Origin of the sequence: Paraflavitalea speifideaquila, from assembly GCF_032395985.1 — a bacterium.
GTDB classification, from domain to species: Bacteria; Bacteroidota; Bacteroidia; order Chitinophagales; family Chitinophagaceae; genus Paraflavitalea; species Paraflavitalea speifideaquila.
The window spans coordinates 7904200-7931185 of record NZ_CP135920.1; the positions used below are offsets into that span (position 1 = coordinate 7904200).

Annotated in this window: 31 protein-coding genes and 3 pseudogenes; 27 read left to right on the forward strand and 7 right to left on the reverse strand. The window is 44.7% G+C overall.

What is annotated here, in order from left to right; translation table 11 throughout:
- Positions 1–2: 2 nt before the first annotated feature.
- From RS881_RS54220 to RS881_RS54240, 5 genes are all read right to left on the reverse strand, one after another.
- Positions 3–176 carry a hypothetical protein gene (locus RS881_RS54220; protein ID WP_315818406.1) on the reverse strand — a complete coding sequence of 58 codons (174 nt, stop codon included), beginning with the start codon at positions 174–176 and terminating at the stop codon, positions 3–5.
- A 329-nt stretch (positions 177–505) separates the two neighbouring features.
- On the reverse strand, positions 506–949 hold the full coding sequence (locus tag RS881_RS54225) for a single-stranded DNA-binding protein (RefSeq protein ID WP_119052181.1): 444 nt from the start codon (positions 947–949) through the stop codon (positions 506–508).
- Positions 950–1085: 136 nt separating this feature from the next.
- On the reverse strand, positions 1086–1607 hold the full coding sequence (locus tag RS881_RS54230) for an NUDIX domain-containing protein (RefSeq protein WP_315818407.1): 522 nt from the start codon (positions 1605–1607) through the stop codon (positions 1086–1088).
- A complete protein-coding gene (locus RS881_RS54235) occupies positions 1589–1873 on the reverse strand; it encodes a hypothetical protein (RefSeq protein WP_315818408.1) in 285 nt (94 codons plus the stop codon). Before RS881_RS54235 ends, RS881_RS54230 begins: the two co-directional genes overlap by 19 nt.
- Positions 1867–2154, reverse strand: coding sequence for an HhH-GPD family protein (locus tag RS881_RS54240; RefSeq protein WP_315818409.1), 288 nt, complete (start codon positions 2152–2154; stop codon positions 1867–1869). The genes RS881_RS54235 and RS881_RS54240 overlap by 7 nt, the downstream gene beginning before the upstream one ends.
- A 203-nt stretch (positions 2155–2357) precedes the next feature.
- On the opposite strand from RS881_RS54240, the gene RS881_RS54245 reads away from it, so the two are divergent.
- The 3 genes from RS881_RS54245 to RS881_RS54255 all read left to right on the forward strand — a co-directional run bounded on the left by RS881_RS54245 (position 2358) and on the right by RS881_RS54255 (position 5512).
- Positions 2358–2678: an HU family DNA-binding protein gene (locus RS881_RS54245; RefSeq protein WP_315818410.1), complete on the forward strand. Its 321-nt coding sequence runs from the start codon at positions 2358–2360 to the stop codon at positions 2676–2678.
- 2 nt (positions 2679–2680) lie between these two features.
- Complete coding sequence (locus RS881_RS54250; protein WP_315818411.1) at positions 2681–3547, forward strand: tetratricopeptide repeat protein; 867 nt, start codon at positions 2681–2683, stop codon at positions 3545–3547.
- A gap of 399 nt (positions 3548–3946) precedes the next feature.
- A complete protein-coding gene (locus tag RS881_RS54255; protein WP_315818412.1) occupies positions 3947–5512 on the forward strand; it encodes an Rne/Rng family ribonuclease in 1566 nt (521 codons plus the stop codon).
- A 786-nt stretch (positions 5513–6298) separates the two neighbouring features.
- On the opposite strand, the pseudogene RS881_RS54260 reads toward RS881_RS54255, so the two are convergent.
- Positions 6299–6741: pseudogene (locus RS881_RS54260) on the reverse strand (zinc metallopeptidase); the annotation flags it as partial.
- Between the two features lie 859 nt (positions 6742–7600).
- Here RS881_RS54260 and RS881_RS54270 point away from each other — a divergent pair.
- The 19 genes and pseudogenes from RS881_RS54270 (at position 7601) to RS881_RS54350 (ending at position 22893) form a co-directional block, all read left to right on the forward strand.
- Positions 7601–7801, forward strand: coding sequence for a hypothetical protein (locus RS881_RS54270; protein WP_315818414.1), 201 nt, complete (start codon positions 7601–7603; stop codon positions 7799–7801).
- Between the two features lie 41 nt (positions 7802–7842).
- A complete protein-coding gene (locus tag RS881_RS54275) occupies positions 7843–8475 on the forward strand; it encodes an ATPase domain-containing protein (RefSeq protein ID WP_315818415.1) in 633 nt (210 codons plus the stop codon).
- 32 nt (positions 8476–8507) lie between these two features.
- Complete coding sequence (locus RS881_RS54280; RefSeq protein WP_315818416.1) at positions 8508–8987, forward strand: magnesium chelatase domain-containing protein; 480 nt, start codon at positions 8508–8510, stop codon at positions 8985–8987.
- 106 nt (positions 8988–9093) lie between these two features.
- The gene (locus tag RS881_RS54285; protein WP_315818417.1) at positions 9094–9792 is read left to right on the forward strand and encodes a ComF family protein; all 699 of its coding nucleotides are present in this window, start codon (positions 9094–9096) and stop codon (positions 9790–9792) included.
- A 58-nt stretch (positions 9793–9850) separates the two neighbouring features.
- Positions 9851–11098 (forward strand): hypothetical protein, encoded by a 1248-nt coding sequence (locus RS881_RS54290; RefSeq protein WP_315818418.1) that lies wholly within the window; start codon positions 9851–9853, stop codon positions 11096–11098.
- 14 nt (positions 11099–11112) lie between these two features.
- Complete coding sequence (locus RS881_RS54295) at positions 11113–11286, forward strand: choice-of-anchor Q domain-containing protein (RefSeq protein ID WP_315824928.1); 174 nt, start codon at positions 11113–11115, stop codon at positions 11284–11286.
- An 83-nt stretch (positions 11287–11369) separates the two neighbouring features.
- Positions 11370–11884 (forward strand): annotated as a pseudogene (locus RS881_RS54300) (glutathione peroxidase).
- 526 nt (positions 11885–12410) lie between these two features.
- Entirely contained in the window at positions 12411–12620 is a 210-nt protein-coding gene (locus tag RS881_RS54305) for a DNA polymerase III delta subunit-related protein (protein ID WP_315818419.1), read from the forward strand.
- Positions 12577–13041, forward strand: a complete 465-nt coding sequence (locus tag RS881_RS54310) for a DNA polymerase III delta subunit-related protein (protein ID WP_315818420.1) — start codon at positions 12577–12579, stop codon at positions 13039–13041. Before RS881_RS54305 ends, RS881_RS54310 begins: the two co-directional genes overlap by 44 nt.
- A gap of 20 nt (positions 13042–13061) precedes the next feature.
- The gene (locus RS881_RS54315) at positions 13062–13622 is read left to right on the forward strand and encodes a hypothetical protein (RefSeq protein WP_315818421.1); all 561 of its coding nucleotides are present in this window, start codon (positions 13062–13064) and stop codon (positions 13620–13622) included.
- A gap of 413 nt (positions 13623–14035) precedes the next feature.
- Positions 14036–14842 (forward strand): PSP1 domain-containing protein, encoded by an 807-nt coding sequence (locus RS881_RS54320; RefSeq protein ID WP_315818422.1) that lies wholly within the window; start codon positions 14036–14038, stop codon positions 14840–14842.
- Entirely contained in the window at positions 14842–15318 is a 477-nt protein-coding gene (locus tag RS881_RS54325; protein WP_315818423.1) for a hypothetical protein, read from the forward strand. Before RS881_RS54320 ends, RS881_RS54325 begins: the two co-directional genes overlap by 1 nt.
- 287 nt (positions 15319–15605) lie before the next feature.
- The gene (locus RS881_RS54330) at positions 15606–16166 is read left to right on the forward strand and encodes an alpha/beta fold hydrolase (protein ID WP_315818424.1); all 561 of its coding nucleotides are present in this window, start codon (positions 15606–15608) and stop codon (positions 16164–16166) included.
- 561 nt (positions 16167–16727) lie between these two features.
- On the forward strand, positions 16728–18482 hold the full coding sequence (locus RS881_RS54335; protein WP_315818425.1) for a PKD domain-containing protein: 1755 nt from the start codon (positions 16728–16730) through the stop codon (positions 18480–18482).
- 94 nt (positions 18483–18576) lie between these two features.
- Positions 18577–18702: pseudogene (locus RS881_RS61225) on the forward strand (hypothetical protein); the annotation flags it as partial.
- Between the two features lie 248 nt (positions 18703–18950).
- Positions 18951–19418, forward strand: coding sequence for a PKD domain-containing protein (locus RS881_RS54340; protein ID WP_315818426.1), 468 nt, complete (start codon positions 18951–18953; stop codon positions 19416–19418).
- The gene (locus RS881_RS54345; protein ID WP_315818427.1) at positions 19379–21712 is read left to right on the forward strand and encodes a PKD domain-containing protein; all 2334 of its coding nucleotides are present in this window, start codon (positions 19379–19381) and stop codon (positions 21710–21712) included. The genes RS881_RS54340 and RS881_RS54345 overlap by 40 nt, the downstream gene beginning before the upstream one ends.
- A gap of 53 nt (positions 21713–21765) precedes the next feature.
- Entirely contained in the window at positions 21766–21912 is a 147-nt protein-coding gene (locus RS881_RS61230; protein ID WP_350340355.1) for a T9SS type B sorting domain-containing protein, read from the forward strand.
- Between the two features lie 225 nt (positions 21913–22137).
- Positions 22138–22893, forward strand: coding sequence for a Bax inhibitor-1/YccA family protein (locus RS881_RS54350; protein WP_315818428.1), 756 nt, complete (start codon positions 22138–22140; stop codon positions 22891–22893).
- 67 nt (positions 22894–22960) lie between these two features.
- On the opposite strand, the gene RS881_RS54355 is transcribed toward RS881_RS54350, so the two are convergent.
- The gene (locus RS881_RS54355; RefSeq protein WP_315818429.1) at positions 22961–23704 is read right to left on the reverse strand and encodes an NAD(P)/FAD-dependent oxidoreductase; all 744 of its coding nucleotides are present in this window, start codon (positions 23702–23704) and stop codon (positions 22961–22963) included.
- Between the two features lie 205 nt (positions 23705–23909).
- Here RS881_RS54355 and RS881_RS54360 point away from each other — a divergent pair, with 205 nt between their 5' ends.
- From RS881_RS54360 to RS881_RS61235, 5 genes are read left to right on the forward strand one after another with little or no spacing between them, the layout of a single operon-like run.
- The gene (locus tag RS881_RS54360) at positions 23910–25553 is read left to right on the forward strand and encodes a tetratricopeptide repeat protein (protein ID WP_315818430.1); all 1644 of its coding nucleotides are present in this window, start codon (positions 23910–23912) and stop codon (positions 25551–25553) included.
- Positions 25529–25867 carry a histidine kinase gene (locus RS881_RS54365; RefSeq protein ID WP_315818431.1) on the forward strand — a complete coding sequence of 113 codons (339 nt, stop codon included), beginning with the start codon at positions 25529–25531 and terminating at the stop codon, positions 25865–25867. The genes RS881_RS54360 and RS881_RS54365 overlap by 25 nt, the downstream gene beginning before the upstream one ends.
- Positions 25867–26172 carry a hypothetical protein gene (locus tag RS881_RS54370; protein WP_315818432.1) on the forward strand — a complete coding sequence of 102 codons (306 nt, stop codon included), beginning with the start codon at positions 25867–25869 and terminating at the stop codon, positions 26170–26172. The genes RS881_RS54365 and RS881_RS54370 overlap by 1 nt, the downstream gene beginning before the upstream one ends.
- Before the next feature lie 10 nt (positions 26173–26182).
- Entirely contained in the window at positions 26183–26812 is a 630-nt protein-coding gene (locus RS881_RS54375; RefSeq protein WP_315818433.1) for a LytR/AlgR family response regulator transcription factor, read from the forward strand.
- Positions 26694–26972: a LytR/AlgR family response regulator transcription factor gene (locus RS881_RS61235; protein WP_350340356.1), complete on the forward strand. Its 279-nt coding sequence runs from the start codon at positions 26694–26696 to the stop codon at positions 26970–26972. The genes RS881_RS54375 and RS881_RS61235 overlap by 119 nt, the downstream gene beginning before the upstream one ends.
- Positions 26973–26986: the final 14 nt, after the last annotated feature.

Sequence of the window (26986 nt, forward strand, 5' to 3'; positions counted from 1 at the left end):
ATTCACATCACGATAAGTAAGGGAGAAAAAGCCACCTTAGCACCCGATATAAAGAAAGAAAGCAGTAAGAGAAATAATACTACGGCCGATAGTATTGTAGTGGTTTGTACATTGACCGCCAGCATTATGGGCTGCCATACGTCGCCTAATAACAAACACCCGAAAGAATTATCCAAAGCAATTGGTTTTTGTTAACAATGATCGATCAACAATGACAGGCGGTGTTCCTAGTGCCCCATCAGAAAGGCAGGTTTATGGCCTGCCCCATATAAACAAATTTGGTGCAAAAATATTATCACTGGCTGGAATGATCAAAAATGGATTTAGGGGCGACTTTATTGCTTTTGAGGCCAATTAAATCTTGTTTAATCCAGAAAATCAACTTTTTCCATTTACTCTGCGGTTAGGGGAATCTGCAAATACATCCGTGAAAACTACTTGATTTGCCTTTAAAATCAATGTTTACTGTTCTGAGTAATCTGCGCTTAATCCATGTATTCTGCGCTTAAAAGGGTAGGTCTTGCGAAGGTTCTCCCATGGGAGGAATATCGGCATTGAATCCTTCTATATTTTCACCGTGTGAATTGCTATGTGGGCCATGGTGGCCTGTTCCATCAGTTCTTTTATCCAGCATGATGAGGTTATCTCCCACAACTTCAGTAGCAAATTTCTTGTTGCCTTCCTTGTCTTCCCAGCTTCGTGTACGCAAACGGCCCTCAATATATACCAAACTACCCTTATGCAGGTATTTCTGAGCCAGCTCCGCTAATCCCCTCCATAATACCACCGTATGCCATTCTGTTTGTGAAATTAACTTCCCAGCCCTGTCTTTGAATGTTTCGGTGGTGGCCAATGGAAATTTTGCAACCGCTATATTACCTTCCAGGTACTGTACATCCGGGTCTCTTCCTAAATTGCCAATGAGCATAACCCTGTTAACGCCTCTCATAAATGGTGAGTTTATTGTTAGAAATCGTCTACCGGTTTTATTTACTCTTAAAGTTAATTTTTTTACAGATATTATCCCTTTTTTTTACCCCTTCTAAGTGTTAATATAGAGACCATTCCCCATCATACTCAAAGGCTTAAAATAACTGTGCCAGCGATGACTTTTCTTCTAGGAAAGTGTTAATAATACGCGGAAAAGCATACTGTTTTAATTGCTTTTTATCAATCAACACGTAATCTTTCAGGCCCCCTACAGGCTTAAGCGTTGTAATAGTTATAAACTGCCCATGGATCAGTTGATGCGTGAGTTGCTGATGATAAACTTTACTAATATGACTGACCGAATATGATTGCTTCCCAAACAGCTTTTTCAGAAATGGCAGATCCTGGAATATTTCCTGAACAGGCTGCATAGCCTCATACAATACAAACTCATGCAAGTTTTGCCAGATGTCTTTATCCACACGCTCCCGTATATAGAATTTATTCTGATACTGAATGATAAAATAATAAAACCACCGCTCCTTCTTTTTAAGACTTTTCTCCTTGACCGGCAGCTGTTTTATAAGATCATGTTTAAATGCTTCACAATCGGCTTGTTGCGGACAAATTGAGCACAACGGGTTTTGTGGTTTACAAATCACAGCACCAAAATCCATGATGGCCTGATTGTAAATACCTGGCCGTTCTGTATCAAGCAAAGCTGTTGCCAGCTCCTGGTACATCTTTTTCCTGATGTAGTGTCGATAGGAGTCGAAATCCCAAAATAACGCGCTATAACACGTTGTACATTACCATCTACCACAGCCCTGGGTTCATTAAAGGCAAAGGAAGCAATAGCAGCTGCAGTATAAGGCCCAATACCATTTAGTTCTTTTATCCTATCATAAGTAGAAGGGAACTTTCCTTTATGATCTTTTACCACCTTTTTGCAGTAGCAATTAGATTTTTACAACGTGTATAATAACCCAATCCTTCCCATAATTTAAATACACTTTTTTCAGGTGCTTTAGCAAGGTCTTCTATCGTAGGAAAAGCAGCAATGAATTTTTCATAATAGGCCAATCCCTGCTCTACCCTTGTTTGCTGCAGAATAATTTCACTCAACCATATTTTGTAAGGATTTTTCTCCCCTTTCCAGGGCATTGAGCGGGTATTTTGGTCATTATTCCACCCTAAAAGCTTTTCTGTGAACGTTGGTTTCATGGTAAATATTGAATATATAACTTTCTGATAATGAGATAGGTTAAATAGAACCCGGCATGAAAATTGATGCCCCTCAATATCAATTATTTAGACCTTTTCTTGCAAATGTGCGAATTAACATTTAATTTGAGTAATGAATTGATTTTGTGCCGGTTGCCGTTTAAAGTAAAAAAAATTTGAAAACCCGTTAAAAATTCATCGACATGAGAAAGGCAGACCTCGTTAACCGAATATCTGATAAAACAGGTATCCCCAAGGTTGATGTTTTGGTTACGCTGGAGACCATGTTCAAGGAAGTGAAAGATACCTTATCCCAAGGAGAAAACATCTACATTCGTGGGTTTGGCAGCTTTATTACCAAAAAGCGTGCTGCCAAAATCGGCCGCAACATTAAGAAAAACATTGCGGTACACATCCCTGAACATTACATTCCTGCATTCAAACCTGCTAAAGAATTCGTAGCAGAAGTTAAAAAATTGCAATCCGTCAAAGAAGATCAACCAAACCCCGACGATGAAATGTAAATTTGCTGCTCACTAAATTTACACTGATACGTGAAAAAGCAGCAGATGGTTTTAGTAGGCAGCGGAATCATTCTGTTTTGCCTGCTATATTTCTTTGGCCGAACTATCCCCCGAAAGATAAAACTACGCCTGCAGCAGCACCTGCTGCGGGTCAATTAGACATTGAAACCATTCTGGCGGCATCCCGCCAGAAGCTTACCCCATCCCAGCAGGCATACGTCAGTAAGCTGGAAACAGCCGTTGTCCGTGGTGATGTTAAAGATCAGCAAATTAAAGTATTCAGGCAGTTGGCAGACTTCTGGAGAGACTCTGCCCATTTGCTGTTGCCTTTTGCCTGGTATACAGCAAAAGCAGCTAAATTGGAAAATTCTCAAAAAAACCTCACCTTTGCTGCCCAATTCTATTTAGATGGGGTTCGCCGCCAGGAAGAACCCGCCCTAAAAAGATGGATGGCGATAGAAGCTAAAGAGTTGTTTGAGAAGGCTTTACAATTAGATCCGGCTAATGATTCCCTTAAGATCGGGCTGGGAAGTTGCTACCTCTTGGGAGGTATTAGCGACAATCCGATGCAGGGAATTCAGATGATTCGCGACGTTGCTGAACGTGATCCGCATAATATGTATGCACAATTTATGCTGGGCTTGGGAGGCATCGTTTCAGGACAATTAGACAAGGCCATTGAAAGATTAATCAAAGTAGCAGAGCACGAACCCAGCAACCTGGAAGCAATCCTGATGCTGGCCGACGCTTGCGAGCGTAAAGGAGACAAAACCAATGCCATTAAATGGTATACAGAAGGCAAAAAACTCCTGAAAGATCCGGCCTTTGCGAAAGATATTGAAGAACGTATTAGCTTATTAAAGAAATAAACCTTTCCTGAGCTGCGCTGAGTTAAATCCCTCGGGATTTATGATCCGGAACGGCATCGCTGAAGAAGCGCTGAAAGGAAAAAGTGTATTAAAAATTATTATTTAACTAAATTCATTGGGAATTTATGCCTTGTGGTAAAAAAAGAAAGCGTCATAAGATTGCGACGCATAAGCGTAAAAAGAGATTGAGAAAGAACCGTCATAAGAAGAAAAACCGCTAAGGTTTACCTTCTTGCAACGGGTCCCGCCAAAACGGGGCCCCTTTCCTTCTTTGGCTGAATTTATTATTTGTCATTTATTCACAGAACTGCTGCTTGCAATCCCTGATTGAAAGGATATTTGACAACTAATTCCGCTTCAGCACCTTCCTTGTAGTGATGATTGGTAAGACGGTAAAAGATGTTACGCTTGAATAAGGAACTAATTATAAATGCTGCACCTCAGGGCGTAGAGATTGCCCTATTAGAGGATAAGAAACTGGTAGAATTGCATCACGAAAAAGCTGATGCCAGTTTTGCCGTGGGAGATCTCTATCTCGGTAAGGTAAAAAAATTAATTCCTGGCCTCAATGCCGCATTTGTGGACGTAGGCTTTGAAAAAGATGCTTTCCTTCATTATACCGATCTTAGCCCCTATGCCCGCTCATTATTGAAATTCACCCAGCAGGCCATCAACGATAATAGCGGTAAAGATTTTGATTTCGGTACCTTCCAGGTAGAACCCGAGATCATTAAAACCGGTAAGATAAATGAGGTATTGAGTGGCAAACCCAATATACTGGTTCAGATTCTTAAAGAACCAATTGCAGCCAAAGGTCCCCGCCTGAGCTGCGAAATATCTCTACCAGGTAGGTTTGTAGTCATCACTCCCTTCAATGATATTGTTGCTGTTTCACGCAAGATCCACTCTGCCGATGAACGCAAACGCCTTCAGAAGATTGTAGAAGCTATCAAACCCAAAAACTTTGGTGTAATTGTTCGTACAGCAGCCGAAGGAAAGAATACCGCCGAACTACATGAAGACCTTTCCATGCTCGTAGAAACTTGGAAAGCAATCCAGCATAATCTCAAGGGGTCCATTGCTCCCGCTAAAATACTCAGCGAGCAAACCAAGACTACCAGCATCCTGCGCGACTTGCTGAACGAAGATTTTAATAAAATTGTGATCAATGACCGGAATATCTACAACGATACCCGGAGCTATATACAACGCATCGCACCTGAAAAGGCCGACATTGTAGCATTCTATCACAATGGCCTCCCCATCTTTGATCAGTTTGGTATTACCAAACAGGTGAAAGCTGCCTTTGGCAAAACAGTAAACCTCCCCAGTGGCGCCTATCTTATCATAGAACATACTGAAGCCCTGCATGTAATTGATGTCAACAGCGGATACAAAAGCGTGGGTAATAACCAGGAGTTAAATGCCCTGGAAACCAACCTCGAAGCCGCTGCTGAAATATCCCGTCAGCTTCGCCTCCGCGATCTGGGTGGTATTATCGTAGTAGACTTCATTGATATGAAGCTACCCGATAATAAACGGAAACTACTGGAAGCTATGGAGGAATTCATGAAACCCGACAGGGCCAAGCACGCCGTACTGCCCATTTCCAAGTTTGGTATCATGCAAATCACCCGGCAACGCATGAAGCCGGAAATGAATATTAATACACAGGAAGTTTGCCCCACCTGTGCTGGTACCGGCAAAATTTCATCTACCCTCCTATTGGAAGATGAAATTGAAAAGAACTTGAGTTACCTCATCACCCATCAACATAAGGATCTTACCCTGGTAGTTCATCCCATTATGTACGCATACCTTACTAAAGGTGGCTGGCTCTTCCGCTCACAACAGTGGAAATGGAGAATGAAATATGGTCAGAAGATCAAAATGGCCGAAAACACCAATTATCACCTCACAGAATTCCATTTCTTCGATAAACACGAAGAAGAAATCAAACTCTGATCTCCTCCCTGTTTTAACCCTTTTTGGTAAATAAGGCCACCAGGCCCACCCAAGGCTTCTGTCTGCAGGCCCCGTATCCCATTAACTTCAATCAATATTCCTACATGCCAATTCACTCCTCGTTCCCTCTACTCCTCGGAAACCACCTTAATCAGTATAATCAGCGATCTCAATCATTCCAATCTATTATAGTCTGTACATTCTGCGATTCCAATCTGCGTAATCAGCGATAAAAAAATCGGGCACCGTAGGGGTACCCGATAGACTATAGAAAGGCGAACCAGAAACTCTCGTGGAATCAGATAGTAAAACATGAAATTAGGTGTAGCACGTCAATACTCCTACAACAAACCAATAAGTGTGCAGTTTTGGGCTGTAACTGCGCAGTTTTAGCTAATAAGTGTGTAACACTTTACCCCTTTTACCCTTTTTCATAACCTCACTCCCCATATAACAACATCTGTAAATACATTTTCCCCCTTATTAATACAAGCAGCATCCCTATCAGGCATAAAAAACTCCGGCATAAAGGCCGGAGTTTGCGTCACAGTTAGCATTGGTTATTGATAGCCGGGATTCGTAGCAGGTATCATTCTACCCGGCGCAGTTAGATATGGTGACCAGAGCGGGCTCACAAAAACCCGAAGGCCGGAAAATCTTCTTTTTATAAATTTTGGAGGTAGGCGCCCATGGCTGACAGGCGCAGCACGACAAGAAGACAAAAAGCTGTGTAGGATGCTGCACAGCTTTTATTCATTTTGCTAGATGTTTCAGAAAAATTTCCACTTAGTTTCGCTCCCGGTTCCCTCCCAGGAAAATCAGTATGTACTGTACCAACGTAGCGATAGAAGCCACAGCAGCAACCACATACGTCAAAGCAGCCCATTTTAATGCATCCTTGGCCTTGGGGTATTCCTGTTGATTCATAATATTAGTACGATTCAACCACCCAAGTGCCCGGTTACTGGCGTCAAACTCTACAGGCAACGTAATGACCGAGAACAGGGTTGTGAGACCAAAAGGATGATTCCGCCTAATAATAAGGCAGGGAACGCATTGATTAACAATACTCCAGCTAATAAAACCCACTGCACAATACCAGAGCTGAATTGGACTATCGGAACCAATCGGCTACGCATTGTAAGCCATTGATACGCAGTAGCATGCTGTACAGCGTGACCACATTCGTGAGCGGCTACCGCTGCAGCAGCTATTGAACTTCCATTATATACGTCCGGACTTAGATTTACCGTTTTGGTCGCAGGATTGTAGTGATCACTTAAAAACCCTCAACCGACACTACTTTTACGTCAAATATGCCGTTATCACGCAGCATTTTTGCGCCACCTGGCTGCCTGTTAAACCCGCAGATAGGGGTACCCGGCTGTAGGCCGTAAACTTACTTTTTAACACCCCGAAACCAGCATACTGATGCCTAAAAAAATCAACGAAATGATCAGAATTGATGGTGTCATTTTTTGTACTATTTTATATTATATAACATCTATACATCAAAACAGTTACCAGCCTTCTTTAGTTGTTTTTGTCAGATTACCCATTCAAAAAAGGGGCATTTTGTCACCGCAAAACTTGATAAAAGACAATAGCTGACATTTTATCACAAAGACTTACCCATAAATACTAATATGTTTACTATCCATTAATTATCAATCTATTACAACTACTCTTAACACCGCCGGCGTATACCTGAAAAGGGGGTAAAATTTATTCACAACCCTAAAAATAATTTTGTTATGTGGCGCTTATTTGTAATTTAGTGCAAGAATTTAATGGGTTAGTAAGTAAGGGGTCAACAGTAATGTTGGCCCTTTTACTTTAAAAAATACCGACGTTTTTGCCGCTTTTTTTCTTAATTATACCTCCTTTCTTTTTCAAAAAAACTATTCTCCTTCACACATTTATTCAACACTATTTCTAACCATTTTTTTGACAAGTTCAGTACTTAAAAAATAGATCAGGAAGTAAGATTGATAGATCATGTTTGCCATTTCTTCTTTGTTGTAAATTTTTCAGCTCCTTATCCACTTCTGTTAACCTCAAATCTTTTTATACTACTAACTTTATCACATGAGTAAAGTGAAAACAGCATTCTTTTGCAGCAACTGTGGTTATGAAAGCACTAAATGGCTCGGTAAATGTCCTTCCTGTGGTACCTGGAATACTTTTGTTCAAGAAGTCATTCATAAAGAGAGTTCCCAAAAGAGAATACCTGGAAAAACTTTCATGAAGACAAGAAAGAGATCAAAACAATTGCCCTGCATGAAGTAACTACGCCCGAACAAAAACGAATCATCACACCCGATGCAGAATTGAATAGAGTACTTGGCGGTGGTATTGTTCCTGGTAGCATAACTTTAATAGCCGGTGAACCGGGTATTGGTAAATCAACCCTATTCCTGCAAATTGGATTATTACTGAAAGACATTACCACCCTATACATAAGTGGTGAAGAGAGTGATCAGCAGATCAAAATGCGAGCAGACCGCTTAAAAATACAGAACGATCAGTTCTACCTCCTTACTGAAACCTCTACACAAACCATCTTCCAGGAAATAAAAAAACTAAGACCTCAACTTGTCATTGTAGATTCCATTCAAACCATTCAATCCCCTTATATAGATTCTTCACCAGGCAGCATTTCACAAATACGTGAATCAGCCGCCGAGTTTCAACGATTTGCCAAAGAAACCAATATACCCGTATTTCTTATTGGCCATATTACCAAGGATGGAGCCATTGCAGGCCCAAAGATTTTGGAACACATGGTTGATACCGTATTACAGTTTGAAGGCGATCGCCACCATGCATACCGCATCCTGCGTACCATTAAGAACCGTTTTGGAGGAACAGCCGAATTAGGTATTTATCAAATGTCGGGCGAAGGCATGCGTGGCGTTAATAATCCCAGCGAAATACTTATCACACAAAAGAAGATCAACTAAGCGGTATTGCCATTGCCGCCTCCATTGAAGGCATGCGCCCTTTACTCATAGAAGTCCAAGCCCTCGTAACCCAATCTGTTTATGGAACACCCCAACGTACCGTATCCGGATTCGATCTCAGACGCATGCAGCTACTATTGGCCGTATTAGAAAAAAGAGGAGGCTTCCACTTTGGTGTAAAAGATGTATTCCTCAATATTGCAGGAGGTCTTAAAGTTGAAGACCCCTCCATTGACCTCGCCGTATTATGTGCACTCCTAAGCTCCTACGAAGATGTTCCCCTCCCATCCCTCACCTGCTTTGCCGGAGAAGTTGGCTTAAGCGGAGAGATCAGGGCCGTTCATCGTATCGAACAACGTATCGCCGAAGCAGAGAAACTCGGATTTGAAAAAATTCTGGTATCACGTTACAATCAGAAAGGCCTTAACTTCCAGAAATTCAATATAGAAGTGGTCAGTATGGGCAGAGTAGACGAAGTATACCAATATCTTTTTAACAGCAAATCTATTTAGAGCAATAATCGGTATATAATTCAGGTCACCCACTGTAGGCCAGGAACTTGTGGCAATAAGTCTGTAATGCCTGGCCTGCGGGGTTCATAAACCGAAGATTAGATCTATGAATTTTACCGAAACTGCCAAATCACTATTACACCTATTCTTTCCCCACTGCTGCGCCGGATGTAGCAGCGATATAATAAGCAATGATCAACTGCTTTGCTTATCCTGCATCAGTCGGCTACCCCTTACCAATTTTCACCTGTATGCCGATAACCCCGTTCAACATATCTTCCGGGGTCGGTTACCACTGGTCAATGCAACCAGTTATTTATACTTTACCAAGGACTCCCTCCTGCAGCACCTCATGCACCAGTTTAAATACAACAACAGGAAAGATATTGGTACGTGGTTTGGCAAACGTATCGGCGAATCCCTGCGATCCTCTAACCACTTTACCTTACCCGACGCCCTTGTTCCCATACCCCTTTTTGCAGCCCGGGAAAGAAAAAGAGGTTATAATCAATCACAGGTACTCTGCGCAGCCATGGCCGAAATAATGGGCATCCCAGTGCTGAACAATATTGTCGTCCGCTCCATACTTACAGAAACACAAACCCGCAAAAACAGGTTGGAACGATGGCAAAATATGGAAGGCAGGTTCTCTCTGCAGCATGCCGCCGAAATTGAGAACAAGCATGTACTATTGGTAGATGATGTGATTACCACAGGCGCCACCCTGGAAGCCTGCGGACTTGCATTATTAACAGCCAACAATGTAAAACTCAGCATTGCTACCATGGGATTCGCCTCCCGGTAGCCAATAACAATTAATAGCCGGCACTTACGTTAAATGAAATAGTTTACTTTAGCAATCCATGAAGCAAGTACTGGTTTTGATATTGATCGTTGCCTGCGTGGCTACTTCCTGCAAAAAGGATTCATTTATTACCGGCCATGCCAACCTCAGTACCTCCGCCGACACCTTACACTTTGATACCGTTTTCACTTCTGTAGGCTCTGTTACCCATTTATTCCGGATTTTTAACGACAATGATCAAAAGCTAAAACTCAGTAACGTAACCCTGGCTGGAGGGGCCAGTTCTGTATTCAGGATTAACGTAGATGGCACTCCCGGCCCAACTGTTAGCGACATTGAAATAGAAGCCAATGACAGTCTATACGTATTTGTATCCGTCAAAATAGACCCCACTTCCGAAAACTTGCCCTTTGTACTAAGAGACAGCATCCATATTCAGTTCAACAACCAGGAACGCTGGGTTCAATTAGAAGCCTGGGGCCAAAATGCCCATTTCCTGCGTTCAAGACTGATTGCCAACAACGAAACCTGGACTAACGATAAACCCTATGTCATCATGGGCGGTTTGCAGGTGGATACCAATATCACCCTCACCATCTTGAAAGGCTGCCGCATCTACCTACATGCCAATGCCCCTTTTATTGTAGATGGCAGCCTCCTCGTAACAGGCGAAAAATATGATAGTACAAGAGTCATTTTCCAGGGCGACCGTATTGACGAGCCCTATCGCAATTACCCCGGCGCCTGGCCCGGCATCTATTTCCGCGGCGAGAGTAAAGACAATTACCTCCAATTTGCCGTAATCAAAAATGCCTATCAGGGTATCATAGCCATTGGCCCTACTATCAATGCCAATCCCAAGATCCGCTTAAGCGAAACCATCATCGACAATTGCTATGATGCAGGCATTCAATCCGTGCAGTCCGACATCAGGGCGCAAAACTGCCTGATCAGCAATTGCGGAAAGAATATGGTACTGGCAATGGGTGGTAACTATGAGTTTAATCATTGCACATCAGTAGCTTATTCCAATACCTTCATTCAACACAAAGAGCCCGTATTATTGGTAACGGATTTCTTCCAGGATGGCAATAACGTATTAACGGCCCCACTGACAGCCACATTTACCAATTGCATTTTCTGGGCCGAAAACAGCGTAGTCGAAGATGAAGTCATAACCAGCAAGCGAGCCAATGGCCCCTTTAATCTTAGTTTTCAAAATTGCCTATGGAAAGTAAAGAACAACCCCGCCAATACAACAACCAGTAACATAATAGCCAATCAGGCCCCCTTTTTGATAGCATAGACACCCAAAAAAGACTGTACAACTTCCGGTTAAAGGAAGAATCGCCCGCTCTCAATAAAGGGAAAGCTACTACCCTAACTATTGACCTGGATGGCAATCCCCGCCCCGTTGGCCTCCCCGATCTGGGATGTTATGAAAAAAATAATATCATCCATCACCTGCTTTGGTTAAACAATCGTTATCCCTGACCGCCCCCTGTAAACTTTTCCGCAGGAGCAACCAATTAAGCACCATCTTTGTATTAGTTAATTATCATTAAAAACTTACATCTATGATACGCCTGTTACTTGGCTCCTTATTGCTGATTGCAGCTACCTCTATTTATGATTTTAAGGTTCCCTCCCTCGAAGGAAAGGACCCCATCAGTTTCTCCCAGTATAAAGGCAAAAAGATACTGATCGTTAATACCGCTTCCAAATGCGGCCTTACCCCCAGTATACCGAGTTACAACAACTGTATGATAAATACAAGGATAAACTGGTTATCGTAGGATTTCCAGCCAATAACTTCGCTAACCAGGAGCCCGGAACCAGTACTGACATAGAAGAAGTTTGCCGCAAAAACTATGGCGTAACTTTCCCCATGGCCGAAAAAGTGTCCGTTAAAGGCGATGATATCCATCCCTTATTCAAATACCTCACCGAAGAAGCCCAAAAATTAGGTGTTGAAGATCCCATAAAATGGAATTTTACCAAATTCCTGCTGGACGAACAGGGCAAATTGATAACCGTTATTCCCAGCAGAGTAAAACCCATGAGTGAGGAAGTTACCAAATACCTGAATTAATCCTATTTATACATTTTTAATAGCACCTATATTACAATGGCGGGTATTTCCCGCCATTTGTCATTTAATTCCGACCCAAATGCAATATCGATAGTATCAGATCAGAAATCGTTTGAAAACCACCACCCAACGAATAGATTGAATGTTCTCCTGACTATTAAACATCTTTATAGCACTGAAACAATCCAATACCATTGAAATCGCAAAATTCAGTAAACTAAAAAAACCAGACAGATCCAATACCTCCGAAAAAGCGAAGGTCCCCTGATCCCATAAAAACCACATCCAATTCCTGGGAAGAACAAAGCATAATATCCTGCGGGGAAACCACCCTAAATCCAAATATCCGTTGAACGAAGCCTATCCTGGAGCGAAGACCCTCAAGAACATTAGCTCAAACAAATGACTATACTAGTCCGGGATATCCTGTTTTAAGACCTCTGTTGAAATCGTTTCCACTCTGGAAGATTTTTAAACCGTTCGCTACCACTGCGAACGGTTTATTTTTTACGCCTATCTTCGCCCCATGTCTTTTAAGGATATCATCGGGCAACAGAAAGCCAAAGAACACCTGGCGGGAATGGTACAGCAAAACCGCCTGAGCCATGCCTTACTTTTCCTTGGAAAAGAAGGAAATGGTGCCCTACCCCTGGCCATTGCATTTGCTCAATACGTTGTTTGTGAAAAAGTAAATGGCAAAAGGAGGCAGCTCCTGCCGGGCCCTCCCTTTTGGTGATGCTCCGGAACCCATCACCCACGATGAAATATTACTCGCCGATGCCTGCGGAACCTGCGCATCCTGCCTAAAAGCCGCCCGATTGGTGCATCCCGATATTCATTTCTCCTACCCGGTTATTCCACGCAAAGCCGGCGATAAACCCGTTAGCACAGATTATATCCAGGAATGGCGTGAGTTTATTGTCGACACTCCCTATAGCAACGCTTACGATTGGCTACAATTCATAGGAGCCGAAAACAAACAAGGTAATATTACCGCTTATGAATGCAATGAGATCATCCGCAAGTTGAACCTGAAAAGCTTTGAAAGTGGCTTCAAAATATTGGTCCTCTGGATGCCCGAATACTTGGGCAACGAAGGCAATAAGCTATTGAAACTCATAGAAGAACCCCTCCTGATACCCTGTTTATCCTGGTAGCTGAAAACGAATCCCAGATCTTGGCTACCATCTTATCCAGGACCCAATTGGTAAAAATACCGGCATTGACCACTGAAGCCATTACAGAAGCCCTGATCTCCAAAGCCCAATGCACGCCAGAACAGGCCCGGTCCGTAGCCGCAATTGCGGCAGGTAATTACCGCGAAGCCCTCCAGTTGATTCGCCATGCCGGCGAAGATTGGCAATCCCTCCTCCGCGACTGGCTCAACGCCATCCTCAAAAATGGACCCGTAGCCCAGGTAAAGTGGATCGATGAAGTGAGCAAACTGGGTCGGGAAAAGCAAAAACAATTCCTTCTTTACTTTAACCACCTCCTGGAACAAGCCATCCGCCTCCAGGCTTTGGGTCCAGAAGCCGTATATCTACCTGATAATGAAAGAGATTTCGCTTTACGACTAAATAAGATCGCCGGATTCGAGCAACAGGAGGCCATTATTGAAGAATTGGACCGAGCCGCTTATTATATAGAACGCAACGCCAACGCCAAGATGCTGTTCCTGGCACTAACCATCAAACTCTACCATATTATCGCCCACAAGCAGGTAACCCGGCTTATGTAATGTTTTACACTTAAAAACCTATATTTGTAAATCGGCCTGAGTTGTAAGGATTTTGAAGGGAGAGGCTGTAGCAAGTGGATTTGTGTAACAGGAGCGTTTTTCCAGGTTATCTTACTTCGCTATATTTTTTTGTGTTGCATTTGCGTAATTGTCTTTCATCTGCCGGGTAATTAACCGATTACCCCTATTCGCAGGAAGACTCTAAATATTATATACTGTCGTTCAAAGGGCTGTGTATAATTTCATTATAACACCTGCCACAAAAATACCTCCCTACATGGTGCTGTTCAGCGGCCTCAACAATTTTTTCATGCTCAATTACTCATAGAATGGGATGTAGTTCATGTGGAACCACAGGAAAAGTGGCTGGCTGTAAAAGCAATGGAGGCTGCAGCACAGGTAGTTGTAATAGGATGAATGCGTTTGACTGGCTTATGAACCTGCCAGTTGCTGACCAGGATACTGCGTGTAAAGTGATAGAAGTGAGCTTTAACCAGGGCAGCCGGAAAGACTTCTTCCGGAATGCGACTATCCAGGGTTTTGAAAAAGGCGACCTGATCGCAGTAGAAGGCATCAGCGGTTTCGATGTAGGAGAAGTTTCCCTGACAGGCGAAATCGTCCGCATTCAAATGAAAAAACGCGGTATTGGTGAATATGATTCCGAGCTGAAAAAGGTCCTTCGTCGCGCTTCTGATAAAGATATTGAGATCTGGCAGCAGAATAAAGCCCGCGAAAAAGAAGCCCTCATTCAAACCCGGGCCATTACCAAGCAACTGAACCTCGACATGAAAATGAGTGAAGTGGAAATACAGGCCGACGGCCGTAAAGCCACTTTCTTCTATATTGCCGATGACCGCGTGGATTTCAGAGAACTTATCAAGATCCTCGCCCGTGAATTTAAGGTGAAGGTTGAAATGCGCCAGATAGGCGCTCGCCAGGAAGCAGCTAAAGTAGGTGGTGTAGGAAGCTGCGGCCGCGAATTATGCTGCAGTACCTGGCTTACTGATTTTAAATCCGTCAATACTACCGCAGCCCGTTACCAGAACCTCTCCATCAACCAAAGTAAACTTAGTGGTCAGTGCGGACGTCTGAAATGCTGTCTTAACTACGAACTAGATACCTATCTTGATGCTCTCCAGCATTTTCCCGACAATGCCGATATGCTGCAGGTAGGTAAAGGCAATGCAACCCTCATCAAAAAGATATCTTCAAAAACCTGATGTGGTATGTTTTGCCCGATAGCAACAAACAATACCCCGTTACCATTGAGAGAGTTCGCAAGATCAAACAACTCAATGCCCAGGGCAATATCCCCGATCAGCTCGAAGCCGTAGAAATCACCAGCTCCAAACCAAGAGAAGTAGAACCAGAATTTGTAGATGTAGTCGGCCAGATCACCTTGCGTAGCCTGGAGAGAGCTGAAAAGAAAAAGAAACATCACCAAAAAGATAACCGCCAGCAACAACAACGGTCACAACAACGTCCCCAGCAGCAGGGTAACCAACAACAGAGTAACCAGCAGCAACAGCGCCCTCAAAATCAACAGGGTGGAAATCAACAACAGGGCGGCGGTCAACAAGGTGGCGGGCATCAGGGGCAAAACCGGCAGCACCACCAACAGCGGAGGGATAATCGCCAGCAACCACCAAAGAAAGACGATCGCCGGCCACCCAATTCTCCTCAAAAGAAAAACTAAAATCATCATAATCCATCTGGCCACCAGCAACCAGTTGTACAACTAAAGTTTCAACGACCAGATCATCTAATGCAAATGGTGGGCTACCCTTCAAAAGGTAGCCCACCTTCTTTTGCCCGTTTCTTATCGAAATAATGGCGCTACCGGCTCATCCCCTGAGCTTGCGGGGCACATTCACGATTCACGACCAACAATTCCCTAACTTTCATAGGAAACCCATAATGATGCGATCAGCTATTCCTCTTATTATACTGCTTGTTATTGCGTTGGTACTAACCCCTGGGTGCATGACCTTCCGCAAAACCGATAAGGAAATGATCAGCCGCTTTCAAGAGAAAGGCGTACAACTTCACTTCACTACACAAAAAGTAGAGAGAAGGAATATACATTATGCCACTACCGGTAATGACAACCTCCCAACACTCGTATTTATCCACGGCACCCCAGGTAGTTGGGATGCATTTGCCGACTACTTGCAGGACAGTCTTTTACTCCTCCAATACCGTATGGTTTCCATTGACCGGCCAGGTTTTGGATACAGCGATTTTGGAAAACCAGAGCACCTATTGCGACAATCAGAACTCATTAGCCCGGTGCTGGAGAAATTAGACAACGGCAGGCCCATCTACCTCGCAGGACATTCATTGGGTGGCCCCCTCATTATTCAATTAGCCGCAGACAATCCTACCCTCATTGCAGCCCTCGAAATGATTGCAGGTTCTGTTGATCCAGCAGAAGAAAAACCCGAAAAATGGCGACCCATCCTATTTAAAACCCCATTGAACAGGTTGGTGCCTGGCGCCTTCCGGCCCTCCAATAAAGAGCTTTGGTACCTGAAAAAGACCTGATACAATTACAATCAGCATTTGCCAGCATCAGCTGCCCCGTTTTTTTATTCACGGCGCTGCCGATACCTGGGTGCCACCCACCAATGTCGACTATGCTAAAAATTACTGATAAATGCAAAGAGCATTCATGAATTGATCATCCCCGGCGCCAATCACTTTATCCCCTGGACAAAATTTACCCAAATACGTGATGTTCTCCTGCAGGTAAATGCTGCAACCCCACAACCTGCATTAAAAACCCAGCCCGGATTGCACTAAATTATCCGCTCCCTCTTCCATCTAACAAAAATTGGATATATCTTCGCCCCACTATATAGTCTAACGGCGCTCGCCGCCCGATAATACCCCTAATACCCATTTCCGTTCATCATCCAACTTATGAAACCCACCCATTAGTATACCTTCTCTGCTATCCCGGAGATCCATGGAATACTATTGCTTGAGCTTTATCCATTCACCCAAATTCCCGGCATGAGAACTTGGTTACTTATCCGTATCGGCCATCATGAACAATAAGGCTGTACCCCATACCACCCGTTTTGTACGCTTCCTCTGCTGCGTATGCCTTGCCCTTTATCGTTGGGTTTAACCGCCACTGGCCAAACAACCGCCAATTTCTCCATCAATAAAAAAGAAGGCTGTATACCCCTTAGCGGTGTAAACTTTACCGATGCTTCAACCGGCGGCACCGTTACCCGGCGCGATTGGAATCTGGGTAATGGCACCATCATAAACAATGGCGCCCCAACCGTTGGTACCAATTACCTCAACGATGGAACCTTTACCATTACACTCACCGTAACCTTTGCCAATGGCGATGTACGTACCAAACAGGATATCGTAACAGTACATCCCAAACCAGTAGCAAAATTCACAGCCAATGAGCGTGAAGGCTGTTCACCACATGCCGTACAGTTCACTCAACAGGCTACTACCAAAACCGGCACCCTTACCAACTGGTTATGGGATTTTGGAGCAGGTGGCAGTAATCAACCCAATCCCTCCTTCACCTATAACGTAAATGGCAATTACAATGTATCCCTCATTGTTACCAATAGTTGGGGGTGCGAAAGCGAAGCCGCCATACAACCACAATACATCAAAGTATACCCAAAGGTCACTGCCTCCTTCACCATACCCAACAACAGTAGTTGCGACCTGCCTTTCACCGCCAGCTTTGTCAACAGTACCACAGGCGGTGGAAACATCACCTACCAATGGGATTTTGGCGACGGTCAAACTTCTACCGACCCAAATCCCACCCATACCTATACCACCACCGGCGCTTTTACCGTTACCCTCACTGCCCGAAATGGCACCAATTGCGTGAGTACCTATATCCGATCGGGCAACAATGGCATACTGGCTGGCAAGCCAACTCCCTCCATAACAGCCCCAGCCAATGTATGCGCCAACACTGCCACCAATTTCACTGCAGGCGTTACACCCGCTGCTTTTCTATATACCATCAAATGGCTCTTTCCCGATAATGGCGCAATTCAATATGGCCAAAATATCTCCCACACCTTTACCACTCCCGGCACCTATGAGGTAAAGATGGTAGCATTCAACTATGCAGGGTGCAATGATACCGCCTTGCATACCATCACAGTTAGACCAGGCCCACAACCCAACTTCACCGTCGACAAAGCAATTGGCTGTGATACCCTTTTCGTTGTGCGATTTACCAATACCAGCCGGCCGGCTACCGGCCTTACTTATGATTGGAACTTTGGTGATGCTACCCCACACCCAACTGACCCAAATCCAATACACACCTATAAATTGCCCGGCTACTATTCCATTACCCTCGCCGCTACCGATCCACTCACCGGCTGTGTGGCAACCATGTTCAAAAGAGATACCATCCGCATCGTAAAGCCCATCGTTGACTTTACCTATACGCCACCCGATGGTTGTAGGCCCTTACCTGTAAAAGCCACCGCACGCCTTAGCAACATAGTTGATCCGGTAGTCAGCTATATATGGGATTTCGGCGATGGGCCACCAGTTATCACCACCGTCGACAATGCAACCCATACCTATACCACCGCCGGCAACTACAATATCCGGCTGAAAATTATTACCCAACAGGGCTGTACCGACAGCTCTATTCTGAAACCCGTGGCCGTTAAGGATCTCTGCGATGACGACGGCTCTGGCGGGGGTGGAGGTGGCGGCGGAGGCGCAGGCTTTACTCTGGGCAAGACCTGTAAAGAAAAATATATCATTACATTCACCAATACCGTCAGCAACTCCCAAACACTAAGCTGGGACTTTGGTGATGGATCCCCCTGTATACTACTCCACCGGTAAGCCCGGTAACCCATACCTTTCCCACTACTGCCAAAAATATGTAGTTACAGTTACACGGCGCAATACAATTACCAATATCATCTCCTCCGCACAGATGCGCGTAGTCATTATTGATGAAAAAGCTAAGTTTATCCCGTCCATCACCGATATCTGTCGTAATAAAACAGTCAACTTTGCTACCATTGGCATTGACTCCTCCAACATCAATAAATACACCTGGGATTATGGCGATGGTACACCACGTTATACCATCAACAACCGGAATTATTTTCTCAATTACGGCAAATACCTCAATGGCAATACCTCCCATACCTACACCGATGCCGGCACCTATTTTGTAAAGCTCATCATTGAAGACAAATTGGGATGCCTGGACTCCTTTCAATATGCCATCCCCATTGTGGTAAAAGGGCCCGTACCAGGCTTTGAAGCCACCCCCTTACCACCTGTGAGAAAGAACTCATTACCGTGTTTAAAGACACTTCCATACAAAATGGAGCTACCCCCATTGTTGAATGGACCTGGAATTTTGGCGATGGCACCCCGTCCTATACTACCACTCAGGATACCGCCATCAGCCATACCTATACCAACAACAATTACTATCGCTTCTGGCATGTTACCCTCAACATTAAAGATGCAGCAGGTTGCGAAGCCCAGGTCATCACCTACAACTACATCAAAAGCTATAGGCCCAAAGCTGCCTTCTTTAGTTATGATACCCTCAAGTGCGGTAGCACCAATGTGTTTCTGTACAACCAATCTTCAGCCTACAACGCCACCTATACCTGGTACCTGGGTGATGGCACTACCACCAACAGCTACCACGCGTCTCATACCTACAGCATCAATGGCGAGTATGATATGAAGTTGGTCGTAAAGACGAGAACGGCTGCATGGATAGCGTTACTACACCCGCCTACATCAAACTGGTAAAACCCAAAGCCAATTATAAGATCGGCGATACCAGCAAATGCGCCCCCATAGCCATCAATTTCTACGATAGCTCAACCTATGCCAAGCAGTATGTATGGGATTTTGGTGATGGAGGTACCGGTTCTACCGATAAAGATCCGGCGCCACATATCTATGCCGTGCCAGGTTACTACCCTGTAAAACTCATAATTACAGGAGTAAGCGGTTGTATTGACTCCATCACTAAGATCATTCGCGTCAAGGGGCCTATAGGCCAATTGTCTGTGGGGCCTGCTGTAGGATGTACCCCTTATACCCTGCCCATGCGGGTTACCGGCTCCAATATCAGCTCCTATGCCTGGGATTATGCCGATGGCACACCTGTACAGCCTTCCACCGATGCGGTGGTAAACCATGTCTATCCCCTCGCAGGTAAATTCCTGCCCAATGTAATATTAACCAGTCCTGAAGGTTGCCCGTATACCTTGAAAGCAAAGGATACTATCATAGTCGATTCTGCCCGCGCTCGCTTTTCTGTCGACAGGCCCTTACGTTGCCTCACCGATAGAACCGTTCAGTTTACCAACCTGTCCGAAGCAGCCTTTGGTGCAGTATCCTATAAATGGCTGTTTGGCGATAATCAAACCGCCCTTACAGAGAATCCTTCACATACCTATACCACCGATGGCGACTATGAAGTAGCCCTAATCGTGCAAAGTCGTTTTGGCTGTATCGATACCCTTACACAACCCAAGGCCGTAAGCATTCGCCAGCAACCCGCAGCGCTTTTCAAAGCCGATAGTATTTATTGCCATCCAGGCATCAAAACATTTGCCAACCAGGTGCGCAGTGTCGACCCCATTGATCGGGTGTCCTGGTATGTAGATGGTGCTTTTGCTGGTAATTCTACCCACCTTATCCATCCCCTCACGGCTGGTACCCACACCATTGCCTTGGCTGCCACCACCATCAATGGTTGTAAAGATTCTGCCAACCACCGTATTCTCGCCGATTCACTCGTAGCCGATTATGCCATTGATAAACCCATTCGATGTGGCGACGACAGAACCATTGCCTTCAATAACCTGTCTACCGCCTTCTTTGGCGTAGCCAACTGGAAATGGGATTTGGGCGATCATACCAATTCAACCGAGCCATCCCCGGTACACCAATATCCAGCACCCGGCGCCTACAACACATCCCTCATCCTGTATGGCAATACAGGTTGCACTGATACTTTCAAACTGGCGCAACCAGTAAAAATCTATACTAAACCCGTTTTCAATATTGTGGGAGAGATCGAGAAATGCGCACAAACAGCCATCGATTATACCGCCAATATTCAATCCGAAGACAGCATTTCCTATTACACCTGGCAACTCAACAACAATACCATTGGCCATAATAATAGCGTAAGACACTATTTTGCGAATGCAGGAACTTATGACCTGGCATTTACTGTTAAAACAAAATATGGTTGTGAAGAAACCGTCGATACAGCTATTACCATACGCCCACTGCCTATTCCTGCCACTTCTCCATTAGACACTACTGTTTGTATCGGCAGTATGGTACCCTTACACGCTTATGATGGCACTGATTACAGTTGGTGGCCCCAAACCAATTTGCAAAATACCGGCACTGCCAATCCCATTGCCACTGCATGGGCAAATACCCGTTATTACGTACAGGTCACTAACCGTTTTGGTTGTATACAACAGGATAGCGTGATGATCCATGTAGATCAAAAAGTACAGCTGCAACACAGCAATGATGCCATCATTTGCCGGGGCGAACGCACCCGCCTATCGGCCAGTGGCAATACCCAACAATTTGCCTGGACACCCGCCCTCAGGCTCAACGATAGTTTTATCGCTTCCCCATGGGCATCACCTGTACAAACCACCACCTACCAGGTAGTGGCATACAGCACCAATACTTGCCCCAATGATACCGGCTTGGTGAAAGTAAAAGTAGGCAGCATACCTACCGTTGATCTGGGCCCCGATCTTACAGTAGATGCTGGTCAACCGATCGACTTCAAACCTGTTATTAGCAGCGATGTGGTATCCTATCAATGGCAACCCGCTACCGGCCTTAACTGCACTACTTGCAGCAATCCCCGCCTGATTGCCGATAAAGATGCAGCGTTTAGACTTACCGTTCGTACACAATACAATTGTACTGCCTCCGATGAGATCAGGAACACCGTCGTGTGCGGCAAAGGCGCAGTGTACATTCCCAATGCCTTCACGCCTAACGGAGATGGGCAAAATGATGTGTTTTATATTAAAGGATACGGTATACAAAAGTAAAAAGCCTCCGCATCTTCAATCGCTGGGGTCAGATCGTATTCAGCAGAGAAAACATTTCCCCCAACGATAAAAATGCCGGTTGGGATGGAAAGGTCAAAGGGCAGATCCCTGCAGCAGGCGCCTATGTATATGTTGCTGAAGTAGTGTGCAATGAGAATAAGATCCTTCCATTGAAAGGCACCATTATGCTGATCAAATAACTCCTAACCCTTGTCCCAGCTTACTGGTAATACAACTATCTGCCACAAGGGTTATAATTATACATACTTAGGCCTCATTTCATGGACTTACAGCCACATACTTGTAAAAAAGGATTTGTTAAATCCTGTCAATCAACCTTTCCCATCCACCAAAAGCCCCTCCACATTTGCATCTTCGTTTGTTTTAACTAAATTTGTATCTTGATCAAATAAAATAGAACCACTATGGCCCTTTTTAAATCCGGTAATCCGGCATTAAGCGAAAAGATCTTCGATAAAGCCATCGGAACACAGCACACAGATGTAATGACTGTGCGTGGCACCCTCAACAAATTTGGTATCCTCTTCATCCTCGTAATGGCCACAGCAGGCCTGGCCTGGAAAATGGCAGCGGATGGCGTAAACATAGTTCCCTATATGTGGGGTTCACTTATTGGTGGCCTCATCCTTGCCCTCATCACCATCTTTAAGCCACAATGGGCAGGCTGGGCAGCGCCTATCTATGCCTTGTTTGAAGGATTCTTTTTAGGAGCCATTTCCTCCTACTACAATTTTGCATTCGCTAAAATTGCGCCGAATATTATTATACAGGCCGTGGGTCTCACCTTCGGTGTCGTACTAGCCATGTTTGCACTATATTATTTCCGCGTTATCCAGGCTACCGAAAGATTCAAATCAGTAGTAATAACGGCCACAGCAGGTATTGCTATATTTTACCTTATTTCATGGATACTGCGCATGTTCGGCGTTACCATCCCTTTCATTCATGAAGGCAGCACCATTGGTATCATATTCTCCCTGGTAGTGGTAGGTATCGCCGCACTTAACCTCATCCTCGATTTTGATATGATCGAGCAAGGTGCTCAACGCGGCGCCCCCAAATATATGGAGTGGTTCGGCGCCTTTGGCTTGCTGGTAACCATCGTTTGGTTGTACCTCGAGATCCTCCGCCTCCTGGCTAAATTGTCCGATAGAAGATAATACAACCTATTGTCTATAAAAAGGGGATGGCAGGCCGTCCCTTTTTTTTTTATTCATGTCCATACCCTTAGAAACTTGCCTCTGCAAGGTCCTTATTGATCCAGGCGCCTGCTTTATTTCCCGCTGCTACCGCAGAAGCTACAGAGCGCATAAAACTCGTATTATCGCCAGCCACAAATACTCCCGGCACATCTGTTTTACCCATTTCATCAGCCTGCAAATAACCAGCCTCCGTTAAAGTACACCCCAACACCGCCGGCAATTCACAATGCTGGCGAAATGCCAGTTTAGCGAATAATGCATCCACCCCCACCACTTCACTACCCGTCAATTCAACCCCGCTTATATAGCCATCCCGATGCATGATACGGCCAAGCCGTGCTTCAATGATCGGGATATTGTATTGCGCTATTTTCTCCCGTTGAACCGCATTTAAGCTGCTGGGGCCATTGGTAAATAAGATCAGATTCTTGCTCCACTGATACAACAATCGCGTAAATTCAAAACCCAGATCCCCATTGGCCAACAACCCCAGTCTTTTTCCCTTTACCTCATACCCATGACAATAAGGACAATGTAATACCGAAATACCCCAGCAATCGGCCAACCCCGGCAGATCAGGCATGATATCCGTAACCCCCGTAGCAAATAGCAACCTGGCCCCTGTATATTCCTCGCCGGCCTCCGTTCGTATCGTAAAATGATCCCCGTTTTTTTGTGCAGCAATAACCTTCCCCTCCTGAAACTGAACCGTAGGATAGGCCAACACCTGCTCCCCCTTTCCTGGCAATAACAGCAGGCTGTTCGCCATCCTGCGTAATGAAGTTATGCGAGTGCGGCGTCTGTCGATTACAGGGCAGCCCACTGTCCACAATTAATACCTTGCGCAAGGCCCTTCCCAAAGCCATCGCAGCCGATAGCCCGGCATAACTACCCCCAACTATGATTACCTCATAGTCCCCTTTATTGATAGTATTCTTTGTTTCCATAAAGCAAAAATAAGGACCTTGCTTTATTTGCAACATTATTGCATTATCATATCCCTATACCCCGCCACCCCAGCCCCCGACCACCTACCCTGCTCAACCAGCCATACCAACCATCACCTCACCTTGTTAATGGCTCATTCTGCTCCCCATTTTCGGCAGGAAATATTTAGCTTTAAAACCTGGCGACTTATTTATGCAAAGACTGCTACTTATTGTTTTACTCATATCTTTTTTACTATCTGTGCCCAAGCCCGGCAAATAGAGAGTAACCGGATAATACAACTCAAAACGCAACTTCCCTTCACCACCGGTACCAGCCGGGTAGACTGCCTCAATCAAATTACCAACAGGTATGTGCATAGCGTGACTATTAAAGCCGATTCAGCACTGGTATATGGCCCATTAGCCATTAAGGAGGCAGAGAGAATAGGCTATAAGCAAGGACTTTGTCTCGCTGCCAACCTATACGCCAATACCCTGCTTCAACTTTCAAAGCCCAGTGAAGGATTGTCCTGGTACCGCCTGTCTACCCGGTTGGCCGTGGAAATCGGGAATGATACCCTGGCAGCATCCGGCTATCGCGGCATCGGACAAGCCCTCTGGTACGAAGGCAATTTCCAACAGGCCATTGATACCATTGGCCTCTCTATTATCTATTTCAAAAAACTTAAGCTGGACCGGGAGATATCAGATGCTACCATGACCATCAGCACCATTTATGGCAACCAGGGTAATTACGAAAAAGCATTTGAAATTGCCCAACAGGCCCTCGTACTCAGCGAAAAACTACACGATGTAGCCAACAAAGTTTTATCCCTCACAGAAATAGGTAAGTCCTACCGGAATATTGGTGATTATGCCAGCGCTTTGGAGTACTATAAGAAAGCCAATGACTGCAATCCCGGAAAAAGCTATTGGTGCCATCGCCATCTGATGCAATCTATGGGTGATCTATATTGCGATCTCCAACAATTCGACTCCGCCAGGGCGTTTTACCAACAAAGCTTTAATGGCAATCCAGGCAGCAAGTCGACTCAATTAAGACTGGCCGAATATCATTTTCTCAGACAGCAGTATGATTCTGCTAAAGCCCTCTTCACCTACCTTTACGACACCTTAAAACCAGGTGGCGAGAAACACCTGTTCTTGTATTCAATACTGGGCTTAGCCAAAATATACCTGGCCAAAAGGATTTCCTCAATGCTCAAAAATATGCCCACGAAGCATTGGCCCTGGCAGAGGAAAAAAAACGCCAGGCTCAATATCCGCAATGCCTGTGAGCTCCTGGCTTCAATTTATGAAGCATTACACCAACCCGCCCTCGCCTACCAATATTATAAGCAATATGTACAGATGAAAGATGCCGTATTGAACGACCAACTTAAAGGAAAGCTATATGAGTTCAGACGCATTGCAGAAGATGATAAACAGAAAGCCCAAATAAAATTGCTCGAACAGGAAAAAATGATCACCCAGGAAAAACTACGCGGTAATCAGCTATTAAGAAATATCCTGATGGGAGGCCTGGTATTGATCGCCTTCCTTAGCCTCATGGTATTGGGCAATATCTCCCTGAAAAGGAAAAATGAAAAACTCCGCAATGAACGCATTCAAAAGATCTTGAACACCGCACCACCGAACTGGAAATGCAAGCCTTACGCGCACAAATGAACCCCCACTTTATTTTTAACTGCCTTAGCTCCATCAACCGGTTTATCCTAAAAAATGAGCCCGACAAAGCCTCCGATTACCTCACCCGCTTTTCCCGCCTTATCCGCCTCGTTCTCATCAATTCACAAAAACCCCTCATCGTACTTGAAGATGAAATAGAAATGCTGCGCCTCTACCTCGAAATGGAACAACTGCGCTTCAAAAATGCCTTTGACTACAGCATTATCTTCAACAACGATATTGAACCATCCAATATATTACTTCCCCATTATTGCTACAGCCCTTCTGTGAAAATGCGATCTGGCATGGATTAATGCACAAAGATGGCCATGGTCAGCTATCAGTAGCATTTAGTATGCGCAATAATATTCTAAATTGCATCATCACAGATAATGGGATAGGCCGGGCACGTGCCGCTGAAATTAAAACCAAGTCGGCAGAAAAAATAAAATCGCTTGGCATCAAACTAACAGCAGATCGCCTTGCCTTATTCAATGAAGACAGATCCGTGCAACATTTTTATAGAATAGAAGACATTACCGACGAACTGGGCAATACCACCGGCACTAAAGTAACTGTAGAGATCAGGTACAAAGAATTTTTGCAGGAAACAGTTTGATAATAAGATCATGATCAAAGCCATCATTGTAGACGATGAACCCTATTGTTGTGAAGTACTCAGCACTTTATTGGAAAGACATTTGCCTGAGGTAAAAATAGAAGCCGTTTGCCATTCCGCAGCAGAGGCGCTTACAGCCATTGCCAACCACCCGGTACAACTGGTATTCCTCGATATTGAAATGCCCCACATGAACGGCTTTCAACTCCTGGAGCAATTACCCAATATTGATTTTGATCTCATTTTTACCACCAGCTATGATCAGTATGCACTCAAGGCCATCAAATTCAGTGCCCTTGATTATTTACTGAAGCCTATTGATCGGGGTGAGCTACAGGTAGCCGTAAGAAAAGCCATCAATCGCTTGCAAGGCCCCTGCCCCAGCAGTTACAGATCCTATTGCAAAACTACATCAACCATCTCACCAGGTAAACCAGGTAGCCCTGCCCACCATGGAAGGCCTCCAATTGGTCCCCCTCGATTCCATCATCAGTTGTGCATCCAGCAGCAATTACACCATTATTTCCCTGAAAGACAAACTAAAGATCACCGTTTCTCGTACACTCAAAGAAATAGAGGAAATGCTGGAAGATTTTATGTTCATGCGCGTGCATCACTCTTATCTCGTGAACCTGAATGAGATCCGTAAATACATCAAAGGCGAAGGAGGAAATCTTATCATGAGCGACGGGTCTTCCGTGGATGTTTCCCGCAGCAAAAAAGAACAACTATTAAAAAACTACAGCCCAGGAAATACTAATGGCAGGTCCATAACCCGGATTACTCAATCCAGCCCGTAAATTACTCAATCTGG

Coding starts and splice junctions, on each gene's coding strand:
- RS881_RS54355 (WP_315818429.1), bottom strand. CDS start 23,704: ATGGCGAACAGCCTGCTGTTATTGCCAGGAAAGGGGGAGCAGGTGTTG.
- RS881_RS54280 (WP_315818416.1), top strand. CDS start 8,508: ATGCGCCCTTTACTCATAGAAGTCCAAGCCCTCGTAACCCAATCTGTT.
- RS881_RS54370 (WP_315818432.1), top strand. CDS start 25,867: ATGCACAAAGATGGCCATGGTCAGCTATCAGTAGCATTTAGTATGCGC.
- RS881_RS54365 (WP_315818431.1), top strand. CDS start 25,529: ATGCAAGCCTTACGCGCACAAATGAACCCCCACTTTATTTTTAACTGC.
- RS881_RS54325 (WP_315818423.1), top strand. CDS start 14,842: ATGTGGTATGTTTTGCCCGATAGCAACAAACAATACCCCGTTACCATT.
- RS881_RS54310 (WP_315818420.1), top strand. CDS start 12,577: ATGGCAAAAGGAGGCAGCTCCTGCCGGGCCCTCCCTTTTGGTGATGCT.
- RS881_RS54245 (WP_315818410.1), top strand. CDS start 2,358: ATGAGAAAGGCAGACCTCGTTAACCGAATATCTGATAAAACAGGTATC.
- RS881_RS54350 (WP_315818428.1), top strand. CDS start 22,138: ATGGCCCTTTTTAAATCCGGTAATCCGGCATTAAGCGAAAAGATCTTC.
- RS881_RS54285 (WP_315818417.1), top strand. CDS start 9,094: ATGAATTTTACCGAAACTGCCAAATCACTATTACACCTATTCTTTCCC.
- RS881_RS54240 (WP_315818409.1), bottom strand. CDS start 2,154: ATGAAACCAACGTTCACAGAAAAGCTTTTAGGGTGGAATAATGACCAA.
- RS881_RS54330 (WP_315818424.1), top strand. CDS start 15,606: ATGACCTTCCGCAAAACCGATAAGGAAATGATCAGCCGCTTTCAAGAG.
- RS881_RS54270 (WP_315818414.1), top strand. CDS start 7,601: ATGAGTAAAGTGAAAACAGCATTCTTTTGCAGCAACTGTGGTTATGAA.
- RS881_RS54225 (WP_119052181.1), bottom strand. CDS start 949: ATGAGAGGCGTTAACAGGGTTATGCTCATTGGCAATTTAGGAAGAGAC.
- RS881_RS54320 (WP_315818422.1), top strand. CDS start 14,036: ATGAATGCGTTTGACTGGCTTATGAACCTGCCAGTTGCTGACCAGGAT.
- RS881_RS54290 (WP_315818418.1), top strand. CDS start 9,851: ATGAAGCAAGTACTGGTTTTGATATTGATCGTTGCCTGCGTGGCTACT.
- RS881_RS54345 (WP_315818427.1), top strand. CDS start 19,379: ATGGATAGCGTTACTACACCCGCCTACATCAAACTGGTAAAACCCAAA.
- RS881_RS54335 (WP_315818425.1), top strand. CDS start 16,728: ATGCCTTGCCCTTTATCGTTGGGTTTAACCGCCACTGGCCAAACAACC.
- RS881_RS54230 (WP_315818407.1), bottom strand. CDS start 1,607: ATGGATTTTGGTGCTGTGATTTGTAAACCACAAAACCCGTTGTGCTCA.
- RS881_RS54305 (WP_315818419.1), top strand. CDS start 12,411: ATGTCTTTTAAGGATATCATCGGGCAACAGAAAGCCAAAGAACACCTG.
- RS881_RS54375 (WP_315818433.1), top strand. CDS start 26,183: ATGATCAAAGCCATCATTGTAGACGATGAACCCTATTGTTGTGAAGTA.
- RS881_RS54255 (WP_315818412.1), top strand. CDS start 3,947: ATGTTACGCTTGAATAAGGAACTAATTATAAATGCTGCACCTCAGGGC.